The organism is Agromyces binzhouensis (genome assembly GCF_042672355.1).
GTDB classification, from domain to species: Bacteria; Actinomycetota; Actinomycetes; order Actinomycetales; family Microbacteriaceae; genus Agromyces; species Agromyces binzhouensis.
Genome location: NZ_JBHXVJ010000008.1, coordinates 154,276 through 170,872, shown reverse-complemented (window position 1 = coordinate 170,872; position 16,597 = coordinate 154,276). Strand labels below are relative to the sequence as shown.

General features: G+C 72.3%; 18 protein-coding genes. 8 read left to right on the top strand and 10 right to left on the bottom strand.

Annotated features, from left to right (window positions below; translation table 11 throughout):
• The first annotated feature begins 3 nt into the window (after positions 1 to 3).
• From speB to ACFVHK_RS14840, 6 genes are all read left to right on the top strand, one after another.
• Complete coding sequence (speB, locus tag ACFVHK_RS14865) at positions 4 to 960, top strand: agmatinase (RefSeq protein ID WP_376929490.1); 957 nt, start codon at positions 4 to 6, stop codon at positions 958 to 960.
• A gap of 65 nt (positions 961 to 1,025) precedes the next feature.
• Positions 1,026 to 1,445, top strand: coding sequence for a YybH family protein (locus tag ACFVHK_RS14860; protein ID WP_129234767.1), 420 nt, complete (start codon positions 1,026 to 1,028; stop codon positions 1,443 to 1,445).
• 26 nt (positions 1,446 to 1,471) lie between these two features.
• Entirely contained in the window at positions 1,472 to 2,854 is a 1,383-nt protein-coding gene (locus ACFVHK_RS14855; protein ID WP_376929489.1) for a purine-cytosine permease family protein, read from the top strand.
• Positions 2,855 to 2,859: 5 nt separating this feature from the next.
• Positions 2,860 to 3,507, top strand: a complete 648-nt coding sequence (locus tag ACFVHK_RS14850) for a cyclase family protein (protein WP_376929488.1) — start codon at positions 2,860 to 2,862, stop codon at positions 3,505 to 3,507.
• 41 nt (positions 3,508 to 3,548) lie between these two features.
• Entirely contained in the window at positions 3,549 to 3,920 is a 372-nt protein-coding gene (locus ACFVHK_RS14845) for a VOC family protein (protein WP_376929487.1), read from the top strand.
• A 214-nt stretch (positions 3,921 to 4,134) separates the two neighbouring features.
• Entirely contained in the window at positions 4,135 to 5,205 is a 1,071-nt protein-coding gene (locus tag ACFVHK_RS14840) for a PHP domain-containing protein (protein WP_376929486.1), read from the top strand.
• Here ACFVHK_RS14840 and ACFVHK_RS14835 read toward each other — a convergent pair.
• From ACFVHK_RS14835 to ACFVHK_RS14820, 4 genes are read right to left on the bottom strand one after another with little or no spacing between them, the layout of a single operon-like run.
• Positions 5,202 to 6,086, bottom strand: coding sequence for an alpha/beta fold hydrolase (locus tag ACFVHK_RS14835; RefSeq protein WP_376929485.1), 885 nt, complete (start codon positions 6,084 to 6,086; stop codon positions 5,202 to 5,204). The two genes, ACFVHK_RS14840 and ACFVHK_RS14835, sit on opposite strands and share 4 nt — an antisense overlap.
• A 35-nt stretch (positions 6,087 to 6,121) precedes the next feature.
• Positions 6,122 to 6,316: a hypothetical protein gene (locus ACFVHK_RS14830; protein WP_129234113.1), complete on the bottom strand. Its 195-nt coding sequence runs from the start codon at positions 6,314 to 6,316 to the stop codon at positions 6,122 to 6,124.
• Positions 6,317 to 6,341: 25 nt separating this feature from the next.
• Complete coding sequence (locus ACFVHK_RS14825; protein ID WP_376929484.1) at positions 6,342 to 6,767, bottom strand: DoxX family protein; 426 nt, start codon at positions 6,765 to 6,767, stop codon at positions 6,342 to 6,344.
• Positions 6,768 to 6,798: 31 nt separating this feature from the next.
• Positions 6,799 to 7,740 carry a cytochrome b/b6 domain-containing protein gene (locus ACFVHK_RS14820; RefSeq protein ID WP_376929483.1) on the bottom strand — a complete coding sequence of 314 codons (942 nt, stop codon included), beginning with the start codon at positions 7,738 to 7,740 and terminating at the stop codon, positions 6,799 to 6,801.
• Between the two features lie 169 nt (positions 7,741 to 7,909).
• On the opposite strand from ACFVHK_RS14820, the gene ACFVHK_RS14815 reads away from it, so the two are divergent.
• Complete coding sequence (locus tag ACFVHK_RS14815) at positions 7,910 to 8,647, top strand: EI24 domain-containing protein (RefSeq protein WP_376929482.1); 738 nt, start codon at positions 7,910 to 7,912, stop codon at positions 8,645 to 8,647.
• A 227-nt stretch (positions 8,648 to 8,874) separates the two neighbouring features.
• Here ACFVHK_RS14815 and ACFVHK_RS14810 read toward each other — a convergent pair whose 3' ends face one another.
• The 6 genes from ACFVHK_RS14810 to ACFVHK_RS14785 all read right to left on the bottom strand — a co-directional run bounded on the left by ACFVHK_RS14810 (position 8,875) and on the right by ACFVHK_RS14785 (position 15,141).
• Complete coding sequence (locus ACFVHK_RS14810; RefSeq protein ID WP_376929481.1) at positions 8,875 to 9,594, bottom strand: NAD-dependent deacylase; 720 nt, start codon at positions 9,592 to 9,594, stop codon at positions 8,875 to 8,877.
• Entirely contained in the window at positions 9,591 to 10,193 is a 603-nt protein-coding gene (locus tag ACFVHK_RS14805) for a class I SAM-dependent methyltransferase (RefSeq protein WP_376929480.1), read from the bottom strand. The genes ACFVHK_RS14810 and ACFVHK_RS14805 overlap by 4 nt, the downstream gene beginning before the upstream one ends.
• A 53-nt stretch (positions 10,194 to 10,246) precedes the next feature.
• A complete protein-coding gene (locus tag ACFVHK_RS14800) occupies positions 10,247 to 11,914 on the bottom strand; it encodes a glycoside hydrolase family 13 protein (protein WP_376929479.1) in 1,668 nt (555 codons plus the stop codon).
• Positions 11,915 to 11,982: 68 nt separating this feature from the next.
• The gene (locus ACFVHK_RS14795) at positions 11,983 to 12,903 is read right to left on the bottom strand and encodes a carbohydrate ABC transporter permease (protein WP_376929478.1); all 921 of its coding nucleotides are present in this window, start codon (positions 12,901 to 12,903) and stop codon (positions 11,983 to 11,985) included.
• A complete protein-coding gene (locus ACFVHK_RS14790) occupies positions 12,903 to 13,868 on the bottom strand; it encodes a carbohydrate ABC transporter permease (protein ID WP_376929477.1) in 966 nt (321 codons plus the stop codon). The genes ACFVHK_RS14795 and ACFVHK_RS14790 overlap by 1 nt, the downstream gene beginning before the upstream one ends.
• A gap of 25 nt (positions 13,869 to 13,893) precedes the next feature.
• Positions 13,894 to 15,141 (bottom strand): ABC transporter substrate-binding protein, encoded by a 1,248-nt coding sequence (locus tag ACFVHK_RS14785; protein WP_376929526.1) that lies wholly within the window; start codon positions 15,139 to 15,141, stop codon positions 13,894 to 13,896.
• A 155-nt stretch (positions 15,142 to 15,296) separates the two neighbouring features.
• Here ACFVHK_RS14785 and ACFVHK_RS14780 point away from each other — a divergent pair, with 155 nt between their 5' ends.
• The gene (locus ACFVHK_RS14780) at positions 15,297 to 16,571 is read left to right on the top strand and encodes an ROK family protein (protein WP_376929476.1); all 1,275 of its coding nucleotides are present in this window, start codon (positions 15,297 to 15,299) and stop codon (positions 16,569 to 16,571) included.
• Positions 16,572 to 16,597: the final 26 nt, after the last annotated feature.

Genomic DNA, 16,597 nt, shown 5'->3' with positions numbered 1-16,597 from the left:
ACCATGCAACACCCCACCGAATCCGCGCCGATCGGCCCGGTCGACGCCAGCGTCGTCCCCCGCTTCGCCGGCATCGCCACGTTCGCGCGGCTGCCCCGACTCGACGAGGTCGAACGAGCGGATGTCGCGGTCGTCGGGATCCCGTTCGACTCGGGCGTGAGCTACCGCCCGGGCGCCCGCTTCGGCCCCGCGCACGTCCGCGAGGCATCGCGCCTGCTCCGCCCGTACAACCCGGCGCAGGACGTGTTCCCGTTCGGCGCGCAGCAGGTCGCCGACGCGGGCGACCTCGCCGTGAACCCGTTCGACATCGCCGAAGCCGTCCGCCAGGTCGAGACCGGCGCGCGCGAGCTCCAGGATCGCGCGACGAAGCTCGTCGCGATCGGCGGCGACCACACGATCGCCCTCCCGCTGCTGCGCGCGATCCACGCCCAGCACGGCCCCGTCGCGGTGCTGCACTTCGACGCGCACCTCGACACCTGGGACACGTACTTCGGCGCGCCCACCACGCACGGCACGCCGTTCCGCCGAGCGAGCGAGGAGGGCCTCATCGACCTCACCGCGAGCATGCACGTCGGCATCCGCGGCCCGCTCTACGCCAAGAGCGACCTCGAGGACGACGCACGCCTCGGCTTCTCGATCGTCACGAGCGAGTACCTCGAGGAGCACGGCGTCGCGAGTGCGATCGAGCGCATGCGCGCCCGCATCGGCGACGCACCGCTCTACATCTCGATCGACATCGACGTGCTCGACCCCGCGCACGCGCCCGGCACCGGGACGCCGGAGGCCGGCGGCCTCACCAGCCGCGAACTGCTGCGGATGCTGCGCGCCCTCGCCGACCGGAACATCGTCGGCGCCGACGTCGTCGAGGTCGCGCCGGCCTACGACCACGCCCAGCTCACCGCCGTCGCGGCGAGCCACGTCGCGTACGAGCTCATCAGCGCCATGGCGCCCCGCGACTGACCGGCCGGCAACCCGCCGCACACCCACACCACCCACCACGTCCCGCACGGCGAAGGAGCCCCAGGATGACCGACGTCCACACCCCCACCACCGAGGAGGTCGAGGCCGCGGCATCCGCCATCGTCGACGCCTTCGCCGCCACCGACCGCGACCGCTACTTCGCGACGTTCGCACCCGACGCCACCTTCGTGTTCCACACCGAGCCCGCGCGGCTCGAGGAGCGCTCGGCCTACGAGCGACTCTGGGACGAGTGGGTCGGCGGCGGCTGGCGCGTCGTCTCGTGCGAATCGAGCGACCGAGCCGTCCAGGCCTTCCCGGGCGGGGCGGTCTTCTCGCACTCGGTCGCGACGACCGTCGAGACGCCCGACGGTCGCGAGTCCTATCGCGAGCGGGAGACCATCGCGTTCCGCACCGATCCCGTCCGCGGCCTCATCGCCGTGCACGAGCACCTCTCCCCCATGCCCGACGGCGCCCCCGTCGCCTGACCCCACCCACCCGAGGAGAACCAGCAATGTCGCTCTACACCCGCCTCGAGCAGCGCCTCGAACGCAACTCCGACGACGCCGGCCCCGTGCGCGGCAGCCTCTCGCTGCTGCGCATCGGCATGATCTGGCTCGCGGCGAACCTCGTCGTGACCACCCTGCTCACCGGCACCCTGTTCGTGCCCGGCATCGACTACGGCCTCGCCATCCTGCTCATCATCGTCGGCACGCTCGTCGGCGCGGTCGTGCTGGTGACGGTCGGCAACATCGGCACCCGCACGGGCCTGCCGACCATGGCCCTCACGCGCGGCCCGTTCGGCACCCGAGGCAGCCTGCTCCCCGTCTCGGCGAACGTCGTGATCCTGATGGGCTGGAGCTGGGTGCAGGCCATGCTCGCGGGCATCGCGCTCGACTTCCTCGTGGCATCCGTCACCGGGTTCTCGAACCCCGTCATCTGGGCGGTCGTCTGCCAGACGATCGTCGTGGTCCTCGCGATCTTCGGCCACGAGGGCATCGCGCGCATCGAGCCCTGGCTCGCCGGGATCATGCTCGCCATCATGGCGTTCATCTTCATCGCCGCGTTCACGACGTTCACGCCCGCGGAGTTCCAGGCGATCCCCGTGGACGAATCGATCGGCTACACCCCGATCCTCGTGCTCGACGTCGTCATCGCGACCGCGATCTCGTGGACGGTGCTCTCGGCCGACTTCAACCGCTTCGCGAAGACCAGCAGGGCCGGCATCATCGGGTCGGGCGTCGGCTACAGCCTGTCGACCATCATCGCCATGTCGCTCGGCGCGACCGCGATCTCGTACGTGGTGCTCTCGGGCGGCGAGGCGATCCCCTTCGACCCGGTGACGATCGTCGAGCCGTTCGGATGGCCGCTCGCCGTCGTGATCTTCACGTCCGTCATGGCCACGAACACGATGGTCGTCTACGGCATGGTCACCTCGGTCGTGAACGCCGTGCCCGGCGCGAAGGTGAAGTTCCTGCCCACGGCGCTCATCCTCGGCCTGATCTCGATCGTCGGCGCGACCTTCTTCGGGCTGCTGGAGCAGTTCACGACGTTCCTCGTGACGATCGGCGCGCTGTTCGCCCCGGTGTTCGCGATCATGATCGTCGACTACTACCTCGTCAAGCGCGGCTCGTACACCCGCGAGATCCTGAACGCCCGCGGCGGACGCTACTGGTACCGCGGGGGCGTGAACTGGCTCGCCGTGCTCGCCTGGGTCGTCGGCGCGGTCGCGGTCTACCTCTGGACCTGGGTCTGGCCCACGCCCATCGGCGCGACCATCCCCGGCTTCGTGCTGACGTTCGTGCTCTACCTCCTGCTCTCGCTCCGCGAGCGGGGCGCACACGAGGCGGAGCCGAGCGAGCACCTCTCGCGCGAGCCCGTCACGACGGACGCCTGACCGCCGTGCGCGACCTCAGCCACCCGATCGCCGACGGCATGACGGTCTACCCCGGCGACCCGGCGGTGCACCTCTCCCCCGCGCTCGAACTCGACCGCGACGGCGCCGCCGTCACCGCCCTCGAGCTCGGGTCGCACACGGGAACGCACGTCGACGCGCCGGCGCACACCGTCGCCGACGGCCGGACCATGGCCGAGGTCGCGCTCGACGAGCTCGTCGGCGACGCCCTCGTGTTCCACCTCGAGGGCGTCGCCGACCACGCGACGTACGGGCTCGACGAACTCGCGGCGGCGCTGCCCGGCGGCGTGCTGCCCGACGCCCTGCCGCCGATCGCCGTCATCGACACCGGCTGGTGGCGGTGGTTCGGCGACGGACGCGCGCTGCGGCATCCGTCGCTCGACCCGGCCGCCGCGACCGAGCTCGTCGCCCGCGGCGTGCACGTGCTCGCGGTCGACACCCTGAGCCCCGACCCGACGGATGCCTCGGGCACGACCTCCTTCCCCGTGCACGACGTGCTCCTCGGGGGCGACCACCTGATCGTCGAGAACGTGGCCGGTCTCGAGGGCCTGCCGCTCCGGGTGCGCGTCGGGTTCTTCCCGTTGCGGCTCGGCGTCGACGGCGCGCCCGTGCGGGCGGTCGCGTTCGACGGCTGACGAGGGTACCGGGCCGCCGCGAACGCGAGCAGACTGGGGCGATGGACCTCGGTGCGTTCTCCGTCAGCCTCGCCGTCAGCGACCTCGCCGCCTCGCGGGAGTTCTACGGGCGCCTCGGGTTCGAGGCGTTCGGCGGCGATCCCGACCAGGGCTGGCTCATGCTCCGGAACGGCCCGCACGTGATCGGGCTGTTCCAGGGCATGTTCGAACGCAACCTGCTGACCTTCAACCCGGGCTGGGACCAGGCTGCGGCCGATGTCGACCCGTTCACCGACGTGCGCGAACTGCAGCGGACCCTCCGCGAGGCCGGTGCCGAGTTCGTGTCGGAGGTCGACGAGGGCGGGTCGGGGCCCGGGAGCTTCATCGTCGTCGATCCCGACGGCAACCCCGTGCTCGTCGACCAGCACCGCTGACGGGGCGGGGCTCCTCGGCGGTCCGCGCCGCGTCCGCTCCCCCGCGCGCGCTCCCGCCCCCGCCCCGCGGCCCGCGCCCCGCGCGTTCGGGAGGAAGTTCCGCCCGCCGCGCCGGCGGAACCACCCCGCCGCACGGCGTGTCGCCGGGAACTTCCTCCCGAACGTCCGCGGGAGGGCGGCGACGCCGCGCGGCATCTCGATGCAGACTGGAGCGATGGACCCGGTACAGGCGCTGGAGGAGATCGCGTCGCTGCTCGAGGTGCAGCTCGCGTCGCCGTTCAAGGCCAAGGCGTTCCGCCGTGCGGCGGGCGTGATCGGCCCGCTCGACGACGACGAGCTCCGCGCCCGCGCCGCCGACGGCCGACTGAAGCGGACGCCCGGCATCGGCGACTCGAGCCTCGGCGTGATCGTCGAGGCGCTCGACGGGAAGGTGCCCGGCTACCTCGCCGACCTCCGCGAGAGGGCGGGCGTCGAGACCGCGACGGGCCTCCGCGCGCTCCTCCGCGGCGACCTGCACGCGCACTCGGACTGGTCGGACGGCACGACGAGCATCGCGGCGATGGCGCGCGCCGCGGCATCCGCGGGCCTCGAGTACTTCGCGCTCACCGACCACTCGCCGACCTTGCGCGTCGCGAACGGCCTCTCCCCGGAACGGCTCGAGTCCCAGCTCGAGATCGTGGGAGCGCTGAACGCGGGGCTCGGCGAGCCCGACCGCGACGACGCGCGCGACGCGCGCGACCGCGGCGACCTCGGCGTGCGGATCCTCACCGGCATCGAGGTCGACATCCTCGAGGACGGCGTCCTCGACCAGCGTCCCGACCTCCTCGACCGCCTCGACGTGGTGGTCGCGAGCGTGCACTCGAAGCTGCGCGCGCCGCGCGACGTGATGACGAAGCGGATGCTCCGTGCCATCCGCGACCCGCGCATGAACGTGCTCGGGCACTGCACGGGCAGGCTCGTGCAGGGCTCGCGCGGGACCCGCCCCCAGTCGGAGTTCGACGCCGAGGCCGTGTTCGCCGCGTGCGCGGAGCACGACGTCGCGGTCGAGATCAACTCCCGGCCGGAGCGCCAGGACCCGCCCGACGACCTCATCGCGATCGCGATCGAGGCCGGCTGCCGGTTCTCGATCGACACCGACGGGCACGCGCCCGGCCACTTCGGGTTCCTCGCGCTCGGCGCCGCTCGCGCCGAGGCGGCCGGCATCCCGCCGGAGCGGATCGTCACGACGTGGGACGCCGAGCGCCTCGTCGACTGGGCGGGATCGAAGAAGCGGGTCTCCCCCTAGCTGCCCGACGCGTCGCCCGCATCGGAGGCGTCGGGGGCATCGGCCGGCGACGCGGCGGATCGCGGAGGCGAGCCCGTTCGCTCCACCAGCCAGTCCAGCACCTCGGGCACCACCTCGACCACGGCGACGTGTCCGTCGTCGAGGCGCATCCACAGTCGGGCGTCCGGCAGGCCGGCGACGAGGCGCACGGCGTGCGCCCTCGGGATCATGCGGTCGAGCTCGCCCTGCACGAGCAGCACCGGGACGCGCACGTCGGCGAGGTCGAAGCCCCACGCGCGAGTGAGCGCCACGTCGTCGTCGACGAGTCCGCCCGGGCCCGCCGACTCCGCCCGCCCGGCGTCGCGGCCGACCGCGCCCCACTCGCCGCGCAGCGCGGCGAAGTCCCCCTCGACGAACTGCGCGGGGTCGAACTCGTCGGTCTCGGCGAACCGCATGCGCTCCTCGCGCGAGACGGCCGCCGCGCGCAGCGCTCCGGGCCCGTGCATGCCGGCGAACCAGTCGTCACCGCCGAACGGCGCCGGGCTCGCGAGCACCGCGGCCGCCGTCACGCGATCGCGCAGGAGCGCGGCGCACCCCAGTGCATGCGGTCCCCCGCCCGAGTACCCGATGACGGCGAACCGGTCGATGCCGAGGGCGTCGGCGATCGCCGCCGCGTCGGCTGCGACCGAGGCGACGTCGCGCCCGGGTCGCGGCGTAGACCCGCCGTAGCCGGGACGCGCGAGGGTGACGAGCCGGATGCCCCGCGCTCGTGCCGCCACCGCGAGCGGCTCGAGCGGCTCGCCAGTGTGGGGCGACCCCGCGTGCCACACCACGACGGGCGCACCCGGGTGGGGCGCACCGCAGTCGAAGGCACGCAGGACCCCGCCGTGCGGAGACGGCACGTCGACCGCGACGGCACCGCCCTCGCCGGTCCCGGCTATCGCTCGACCGCCTTGCGGTCGTCCCGACGCGTCACGAGCCACCTCAGCCAGAAGAAGACGACGACCGCGACGACCGCGACGATCGCGAGCTTCACGACGAACCAGAGCACGCTGAAGACGACGTCGACGAGGATCCACGCGATCACGACGGCGGCGATCACGCCGAGGACGGTCCAGACGGTGCGGCTCATCCTTCGAGCCTAGCCCGGACCGCACTCACCGGGTCCGGGCGTCGCGCGGCACCCGGGTGGACCAGAGCGCGAGCGCGATGAGCAGCGGTTGGAACCACAGCCGGATGAACCGCGCGCGGTCGGTCGTGAGCCCGAACGCGTCGCGGCGTTCACGCCACTGCGCGATGTTGCCCGGGAAGACCGCGGCGAAGAACGCGGCGACGATCCATCCGACGCGGGACCGCTCCCTCGGGAGCGCGACGAGCGCGGCCCCGAGGCCGACCTCGACGACGCCCGAGCCGACGACCACCGCATCGGCGTCGATGGGCACCCACGGCGGCACCTGCGCCCGGAACTCGCGTCGCGCCCAGAGGAGATGGCTGACGCCGGCGAACGCGAGGAAGCCGGCGAGCGTCCACCGTGCGACGGTGCGCGCGGGCGTGGAGGGTGGGACGGGAAGGCGCCGGGTCATGGGTCGAGCCTACGAAACGAGCACGCCGACGTCAGCCCTGCACGCGCCCCGACTTCGCCGCGATGCGCTTCAGCAGCGGCGGCTTCGCGACGACCCACGCGACGACCATCACGACGACCGACAGCGCGAAGATCCCGAAGCCGATCCAGTCGTCGGCGTCTCGCGCCGCGTACATCTGGTTCAGCTTCCGGAGCGCGCCGGTCGAGAGCACGAGCACGACGTGCACGAACGTGAACGCGAGGAAGAAGAGCATCACCGGGTAGTGCACGGCGCGCGCCATCCGCTCGGTCCTCGCCGACGCCCACGGGCCCTCGACGGGCCAGATCGACGACAGCCGCAGCCCGGTGACGAGGGCGAGCGGGGCCGCGATGAAGACGACCGAGAAGTAGGCCAGCTGCTGGAGCGCGTTGTAGACGATCCACGAGTCCTCGGTCGGCCACTCCAGCGACGCGTACTGCAGGGCCGCGGAGACCGCGTTGGGCACCACGGCCCAGTCGGTCGGCACGATCCGGAGCCACTGGCCGGTCGCGAAGAGCAGCACGACGTACGTGATGCCGACGAGCACCCAGAGCGCGTCGAGCCAGAGGTGGAACCACAGCCAGATGCCGAGCCGGCGCGGCGCCCGCCGCGTGCGCGGCCAGCGGGTGTTGTCGCGCGTCCAGAACCCGGGCGGACGGCGCCTGCCGCGGAGCTCGAGCCCGGTCTTGACGAGCAGCACGAGGAAGAACGCGTTGAGGAAGTGCTGCCATCCGAGCCACCAGGGGATGCCCACCGGGGTGCCCTCGGGCGGCGGGACGATGCCCGGGTACGCGTCGATGAACGCCTCGACGGCGGGGATGCCGCGGAGGAGGCGGGCGACCACGACGATGACGACGAAGGCCACGACCGCGATCAGGGTCCCCCACAGCACGCGCGTGCGCTGCGCCTTCCACCATTCGGCGGCGCGGGCGGACGTCGTGGGGGTCGTGGTCATGCGGCGTCGGGTCCTTCTCCAACGGATGCCGGCGGAGGCCGGCTGCCGGGCGGCGCGAGCGCGCACCGGGCGTGAAACGGATGCCTCCGACGATATCGCCGTCGGCTGGGAGCGCGTGACGCGCGCGCAACACCACGTCGCACCGAGCGCTCGACCCTATGCTGGCCCGGTGCTGCACGATCTCGTCGACGGGGCCCGGATGCTGGTGCGCGGGTTCGCGTTCTGGCGGCGAGATCCGGGCGTGATGCTGCTCGGCCTCGTGCCCGCCGCGATCGTGTTCGCGGCGCTCGTCTGGGGACTCGTGGCGCTCGGCGTCGGGTTGCCGGGGCTGGTCGACCTCGCGACGCCCTTCGCCGACGCCTGGCAGGAGTTCTGGCGCACCGCGTTCCGCACGCTCGTCGCGGTCGTCGTGTTCGCGGGCGCCGCGGTGCTGGCGTTCGTCACCTTCACGGCGATCACGCTGATCGTCGGCGACCCGTTCTACGAGCGCATCTGGGCAGCGGTCGAGACCCACGCCGACGGCGTGCCGCCGGGCGAGGGTCCGGGGTTCTGGGCCGGGGTGCGCGGATCCCTCGTGCTGGTGCTCCAGGGCCTGCTCTCGGCGATCGTCGTGGGACTCGTGGGCATCGTGCCGGTCGTCGGAACCGTCGCCGCGGCGATCCTCGGCGCGGTGCTCACCGGGCGCCTGCTCGCACGGGAGCTCGCGGCGCGTGCGCTGGACGCGCGCGGCATCCCACCCGAGCAGCGCCGCGCACTGCTCCGCGCGAACCGCTGGCGGTTCCTCGGCTTCGGGGTCGCCACGCAGCTCTGCTTCCTCGTGCCGTTCGGCGCGATCGCGACGATGCCGGCGGCGGTCGCCGGGGCGACCCTGCTCGCGAGGTCGGCGGTGCTCGACCCGTCGTCCTGACGTCCGGAGCCGATTTCCGTGCGGGTGCATCCGATCCGCAGCCTCCGGCGGAAGTAGGTGGTGGCGGGTCACCCTCGCGCCGCGTCGCTCGCGGCGCGGCGCGAGGTCCCACCGGCATCCGCTGAGCGCTCGGAGGGGGAACACGACCGCTCGGCCGGGTGATGGAGGACCCGGCGGCGGATGTCGCGGCGGCAGCCCACGCACCGCGGCATCCGTCGTCGTTCGCCTCAGCGCGCCTCGCGGAGCACCTCGCCGACCCACTCGGGCACCAGCACGCTCGCGGGGCCGAGCCGCGTCTCGGCGAAGAACGGCGTGACCTCGCTCTCGGCGAGGTTCAGTTCGAGCGTCGTCGCGCCGAACGCCGACGCGGTGAGCACGAAGCCCGCCGCCGGATGCACCGCGCCGGACGTCCCGATGGCGACGAATGCCTCGCAGCGCGCGAGCGCGACGTCGATCTCGTCGAGCCCGTAGGGCATCTCGCCGAACCAGACGACGTCGGGGCGGAGCATCCGCTCGCCGCATGCCGGGCAGGGCGGCCCCGGCTGCAGGTCGCCCGGCGCGTCGCTGCGGGCCTCGCACGCGACGCAGCGCACCCGGCCGAGCTCGCCGTGCATGTGGAGCACGCGCGCCGACCCGGCGCGCTCGTGCAGGTCGTCGATGTTCTGCGTGACCACGAGCAGGTCGCCGCCGAGTTCGCGCTCGAGGGCCGCGAGCGCCGTGTGCGCCGGGTTCGGGGCGACGGATGCCACGGCGTGCCGCCTGGCGTCGTAGAAGCGCTGCACGGTGTCCGGGTCGAGCTCGAACGCCTCGGGGGTCGCGACGTCCTCGACGCGGTGGCCCTCCCAGAGCCCGCCCGCGTCGCGGAAGGTCGGCACGCCGCTCTCGGCGGAGATCCCGGCGCCGGTGAGCACCACGATGCGCGGGCTCCCGGCGAGGCCGGGCGTCATGCCGCTCCGGGAGCGCGCCCGCGGAAGACGAGCACGCGGGTCGGACCGAAGGGGAACGAGGGCACTCGCACGAGGCGCGCCTCGTCGACCTCGAACCCCGCCTCGGCGAGCGCGGCGCCCGTGTCGCGGTCCCAGTGGCATCCGTGGCAGAAGCGCGTCGAGAAGGGCGTGACCGCGCGCTGGATGCCGCGCTTCAGCGTGCCCGGGGGCGCGACGACGTGGTCGACGAAGACGACGTCGCCGCCGGGGCGGAGCACGCGCCGCACCTCGGCGAGCGCGGTCGCCTGGTCGGCGACCGAGCAGAGCACGTACGTCCCGACGACCGCGTCCACCGAGGCGTCGCCGAGCGGGATCCGCTCGGCGACCGCGTCGAGCGGGACCTGGTCGTGCTTCCACTCCCTGGCCCGCTGCGCGAGCTCGGTTCGGCGTTCGGAGTCGGGCTCGAGGCCGATCCACTCGACGTCGTGGTGGAACGCCCCGAAGTTCTCGCCCTCGCCCGCGCCGATCTCGAGCACACGCCCGCGGACGCGCCCGATCGCCTCGCGCTCGAGGTCGTCGAGGTCGTCGTCGGTGATGAGCGGGGGCCGCGTGGCATCCATCACAGGTCATGCGACCACGCGGCGCCCCGATCGTCAAGCGGCGGGCCGGACGCTCAGCGTCGCAGCCAGGCCGTCGTCTCGGCGGGCAGCACACCGTCGTCGAGCTCGCCGCTCGCGACGAGCACCGACGACCCCTCCGGCAGCGCCACGGGCCGGGGGCCGAAGTTGGCCACGACCTCCCAGCCGTCGGGTCGGCGGAAGTGGACCACGTCGGCGTCGGCGGTCGGCACCCACTCGAGTTCCTCCGCGCCCTGGAGGTCGTGGCGCAGCGCGAGCGCGCGACGGTACATCGACAGGGTCGACGTCGGGTCGTCGGACTGCCCGTCGGCCGCGTACTCGCCGAACCAGGCCGGCTGCGGGAGGTGCGCACCGGCAGGGCCGAACCCGAACGAGTCGCCCTCGGACGCCCACGGGAGCGGCACGCGGCATCCGTCGCGGCCGATGTCGACGCCCGGGTTGCGGAAGTACGCGGGGTCCTGCCGCTGCGAGGCGGGGATGTCGGCGACCTCGGGCAGCCCGAGCTCCTCGCCCTGGTACAGGTAGGCCGAGCCAGGCAGGGCGAGCACGAAGAGGCTGGCGGCGCGGGCGCGGCGCAGGCCCCGCTCGCGGTCGAGCGCGGGGGTCGTCCCGCCCGAGAGCAGCCACGCCCCGCCGTGCTTCTCGCCGGGCACCGAAGGCTCGGGGAGCCCGTATCGCGTCGCGTGCCGGACGACGTCGTGGTTGGAGAGCACCCACGTGGTCGACGACCCCGATGCCGCGGCGAGCGCGAGGTTGGCGTCGACGATGCGGCGGAACTCGGCCGCGTCGAACGGCGCCTCGAGCAGGTCGAAGTTGAAGGCCTGCCCGAGCCCCTCGACGCTCGCGTACCGCGGCCGCCGGTGCGATTCGACCCATGCCTCCGCGACCGCGGTGCGCGGCGGCGTGTACTCGTCGAACACGCCACGCCACTCGGCGTAGATCTCGTGCACCTCGTCGCGGTCCCACAGCGGGTGGGCTCCGTCGCGCGGCAGCGCGTCGAGCGTGGCCTGGTCGGGCAGCTCGTCGTCGAGGCGCTTCGTGAGGCCGTGCGCGACGTCGATGCGGAACCCGTCGACGCCGCGGTCCGACCAGAACCGCAGCGTGCGGAGGAAGTCGTCGCGCACCTCGCGGTTGTCCCAGTTGAGGTCGGGCTGCTCGGTCGCGAAGTAGTGCAGGTACCACTGCCCGTCGCCGACGGGCTCCCACGCGGGCCCGCCGAACGCGCTCGTCCAGTCGGCCGGCGGCAGCGATCCGTCGGGCCCCAGCCCGTCGCGGAACACGTAGCGGGCGCGGGCGGCCGAGCCGCGCGGCGAGGCGAGCGCCTCCCGGAACCACTCGTGGCGGTCCGACGTGTGGTTCGGCACGATGTCGATGATCACGCGGATGCCGGCCTCGTGGAGCGCCGCGACGAGGTCGTCGAAGTCGGCGAGCGTGCCGAGCCTGGGGTCGATGTCGCGGTAGTCGTCGACGTCGTACCCGCCGTCGGCGAGTGCCGACGGGTAGAACGGGCTCATCCAGACGGCGTCGATGCCGAGGTCCTGCAGGTACGGCACGCGGGCACGGATGCCGCGCAGGTCGCCGATCCCGTCGCCGTCCGCGTCGGCGAAGCTGCGGGGGTAGATCTGGTAGACCGCGGCCTGGCGCCACCAGTCGGCGTCGTCGTGGAGTCGGGCGAGGTCGGGGCGTGCGAGCACGTCGCTCATGGGTGCGGAGGTCCTTTCGGGAGTGAGGTGGTGATGAGGTGGTCGGAGGCGGGGTGCGCCGGGCGGGGTCAGCCCTTCACGGCGCCCTGGGTCACGCCTTCCATGACCCATCGCTGCGTGAACAGGTACACGACGATGGCGGGCGCCATGGCCATGAGGTACGACGCGAACGACACGTTGTAGTTGTTGCTGAACTGCGTCTGGAAGATCGACTGCACGACCGGCAGCGTCTGCTGCGCGGAGTCGGCGATGATCAGCGACGGCATCATGAAGTCGTTCCACGACGCCAGGAAGGCGAAGATCGCGACGGTGGCGCTCATCGGCGCGAGCAGCGGGAAGATCAGCTGCCGGAAGGTCTGCCAGGTGGTCGCCCCGTCGATGCGGGCGCTCTCCTCGAGTTCGAGCGGGATCGAGCGCAGGAACGCCGTGAACAGCAGGATGCTGAAGGAGAGCTGGAACATGATGTGGAGGATCGTGACGCCGGCCGGGTTCGCGAGACCCGTGAGGCCCGTGAGCTGGATCTGCGGGAGTGCGACGACCGGGAACGGCAGGAACATCGCCGCCAGCAGGTAGAAGAACGACCAGCGGAAGAAGCGGTGCTCCCAGTTGCGCACGATCGCGTAGGACGCGAGCGACGCGAGCAGGACGGTGCCCACCACCGTGCCCGCCGTCACCAGCAGGGAGATCGTGAAGGCGACCGGGAAGTTCGTCAGCTCCCAGGCCTGGACGAACCCGGAGAAGTCGATCGGCGCCGGAAGCGAGAACGCGTTGCCGTCGACGGCCTGCGAGGTCGACTTCAGCGACATCGAGATCGTCACGTAGAGCGGCAGGAGCACCGTGATGGCGCAGAGGAACAGGATGACCATGGTCGTCCAGCTCGTCTTCTCCTGGCCGACCTTCCCGCGCCGGCGCGCGGGGGTGGGCGCGCCGTTGCGGGCGGTGGCCGGGAGGACGGGAGCGGCGGTCCGCTTCGCTGCTGTCTGGGTCATCAGATCGCCGCCTTTCCGCGGGTGATTCGGAGTTGGAGCACCGAGATCGCGACGGCGATGATGAAGAAGATCGTCGCGTTCGCCATCTGGTAGGCGTAGTCGCCGCCCGTGAAGCCGGTGAAGATCGTCATCGCGATGCTGCGGGTGGAGGTTCCCGGACCGCCGTTGGTCAGGCCGACGATGACGTCGTACACGTTGAGGTAGTTCTTGAACCCCAGGATCATGTTGATCACGACGTACCCGGAGACGAGCGGGAGGGTGACCGACCACAGCCGTCGCACCGCGCCCGCCCCGTCGATGTCCGCGGCCTCGTACACCTCGCCGGGGATCGAGAGGAGCCCTGCGATGTAGATGAGCAGGGTCGCCGGGATCGACTGCCAGGCGGTGACGATCACGATGGAGAGCCAGGCGAGGTCGGGGTTGGCGAGGATCGACTCCGAGAGCCACGGGATGCCGAGTCCCGAGCCGAGCGCGGGCACCGAGTTGGAGAAGAGGAAGTTGAACACGTAGGCGATGACGATGCCCGAGATGACCATGGGGATCACGAACACGGCCCGCAGCCCGGCCTTGAGCTTGATCTTCGCGGTCAGGCCGACGGCGAGCAGGAACGCGATGACGTTCACCAGCAGGACCGTCACGATGGCGAAGCCGAACGTGAAGCCGTAGCTCGCGAGGATCGCCGGGTCGGAGAAGGCGGCCACGTAGTTGGTGAGCCCCACGAACTCCCAGTCGCCGAACCCGATGAAGTTCGTGAACGAGTAGAAGATGCCGAGCACCGCGGGGACCGTGATCGCGAGCGTGAACAGCACGAGCGTCGGGACGAGGAACCAGTAGTAGATCGGATCGACGCGGACCCGGCCGCGTCGATCGTGGCGGGCGCCGGCGAGGTGGTCGGTCCGGCCGTGCTCGGCCTCGTCGACGAGGGAGCCGGCGGAGGCCGCGGCGGTGGTGACCGGTGTGCTCATGTCGGGGTGTCCTTTCGAATCGCCGTCAGCCGCGCAGCGCGAGTCGCGCCCAGTCCGCGTCGATGGTCGCGAGGGTCGCCGGGATGTCCGCGCCGGTCACCATCGCCTGGATGTAGTTGTCGATCGGGATGGTGAGCGGGATCGACCGCGAGAGTCCCTGGTAGAACTCGCCGGCGTCGTAGTACTCCTGCATCCCGAGGATCCGCTCGTCGGTCACGGGCGCGGCATCCGTCGTCGTACCGAAGCCCAGGAACGCGGCGTTGTAGGCGTCCATCACGTCCTGCTGCATCAGGTACGACACGAACGTGCGCGCCGCCTCCTTGCTGTTGCTCGCCTCCGGCACCCACAGCGCCAGGTCGAGGTTCACGCGGACCTTCAGGTCGTCGGGATCGTTCGTCATCGGGAGCGGGAAGGTCCCGAGTTCGAGGTCGGGGCTGGTCTTGGCGATCTCGCCGAGCGCCCAGGGTCCCTGCAGGTACATCGCGGCCTCGCCGTCGGCGAAGGCCACGTTCCCGTCGCCGTAGCCGCGGCTCGCGGCGTCGGCGTTGGAGTAGGCCGCGAGCTCCTCCATCTGGAGGACCGGGTCGAGGATCGTCTTCTGGAACGACACGGGCGAGTCGGGACCGACGTCCGTGCCCTCCTCCTCGAGCGCGGCGAGGAACTCGGGCACGTCGGTCGTGCCGCCCACGCTGTAGTCGAAGAGGCCCTGCGCCACCGTCCACGCGTCCTTGTACGTGCCGTAGATCGGAGTGATCCCGGCCGCTTCGAGCGTGTCGCACGCGGCGATCAGCTCGTCCCAGGTGGTCGGCACCTCGATGCCGTTCTCCTCGAACATCTGCACGTTGTAGATGACGGATGCCGCGGCGACCGAGTAGGGCAGCACGCTCGTGCGCCCCGGGTAGGTCGCGTACTGGTCCACGAGTTCCTGCACGTCGGGGCGGATGCGGTCCGCCTCGGGCATGTCGGAGAGGTCGGAGAGGGCGCCGCGCTCCATGAAGCGCGCCATCTCGTAGTTGTAGTTGAGCAGCCCGACGTCGGGCGGGTTGCCACGGAGGAAGCCGGCCGAGAGGTTCGATGCCGAGTCGAGCGTGACGCGCACCTCGGACTGCGAGCCGTTGAACTCCGCGACGAGGTCCTGGAAGTACGGGACCGCTTCGGGCTTGCTGAGTAGGAAGGTGATGTCCTCCGTGCCGCTGCCCGCGCTGGAGCAGCCGCTGAGGGCCAGGCCCGAGGCGAGGACCACGGCGCCGGCGATGCCGAGCCGGCCGCGCATCCGGTGGTCGCCGGCGGCCGGGTTCGGGTGACGGCTGGGGCTGATCGGTGGGTGAGGCACGTCGTCGTCTCCTCCGGGAAGTCGTGGGCGTCGGTGCCGTGGCGACGACGCCATGTATATGATTTGGAGTGTAGATTTACTCTGTGTCGTAAATAATGGCCGAGGACGACGGAAAGGTCAAGTGCGTGGACGAGAACGGTGCGGCGACGTCGCCGCAGGTGCTGCGACGGGTGAACGCTCGACGGGTGCTCGAGTACGCGTGGCGCGCCGGCGCCTTCACGGCGAGCGATGCGATGGCGGCGACAGGGCTCACCCGCTCGACGGTCATCGGGGTCTGCGACGAACTGCTCCGGCAGGGCTGGCTCGACGAGCTCCGCGACGCGCGCGCCGTCGGCGCCTACACCAAGGGCCGCCCCGCCCGTCGCTACGCGCTCCGCGACCGTGCCGCGGTCGTGATCGGCGTCGACGCCGGCCACGACCACATCTCGGCGACCGTCGCCGACCTGCGCGGCACGCCGATCGGGCGGCACGGCGCCGAGATCGCCGCCGTGCGACCCGACCGGCCGGAACGACTGGCCGACGCCGGCCGGCGACGCGCGCTCGTCCGCACCGCGATCGACGGCGCCCTGGCCGACGCCGGCGTCGACGCCTCGTCGGTGCTGGCGATCACGGTGGCCGTGCCCGCTCCCGTCGATCGCGACGGCGCCTCGCCCGTCGAGAACCCGTTCTGGCGAGTCGCCAACCCTGGCTACTCGGAGTTCCTCGGCGCAGACGCGGCCGTCGTGACGGTCGAGAACGACGCCAACCTCGCGGCGATCGCCGAACGCTCCGCGCCGGACGGCGGGGGGCGCGACGCCGACTCGTTCATCGCCCTGATGACCGGCGAGGGCATGGGCGCGGGCCTCATGATCGACGGCCGGCTGATCCGCGGCCGACGCGGCGCGGCCGGAGAGCTGCGCTTCCTCGACCACGTCGACGGAGTCGGCTCGTCCGACGGCCTCGCACTGCTCGCGCGCCGCTGGGCCGTCGAGGCCATCACGGCCTCCGAGGTCGGTGAGGGCGCGCTCGCGCACCTCGACCCGGCGACGCTCGACGAGGCCGAGGTCGGTCTCGCCGCGGCATCCGGCGACCCCGCCGCAGTGGCGATCACCGACCGGCTGGCCGAACGACTCGCACGCATCTGCCTGGTCCTGGGCGACCTCCTCGACGTCGACCGGGTCGTGGTCGGCGGCACCGTCGCCGACACGCTGCCCGACGTCATCGACCGCGCGGGACGGATCCTCGACGACAGCGACGACCCCACCGCGCCGGAGCTGCGTCGCTCCGCGCTCGGGGAGGACAGCGTGACCATCGGGGCGATCGAGCACGCGCTCGCCGAGGTCCGGAGCCGCGCGCTCGACCTCACCCCGTCGGCACGTCCCGCGGCGTGATCGCCCGCGCACGAACCCCGGCACGC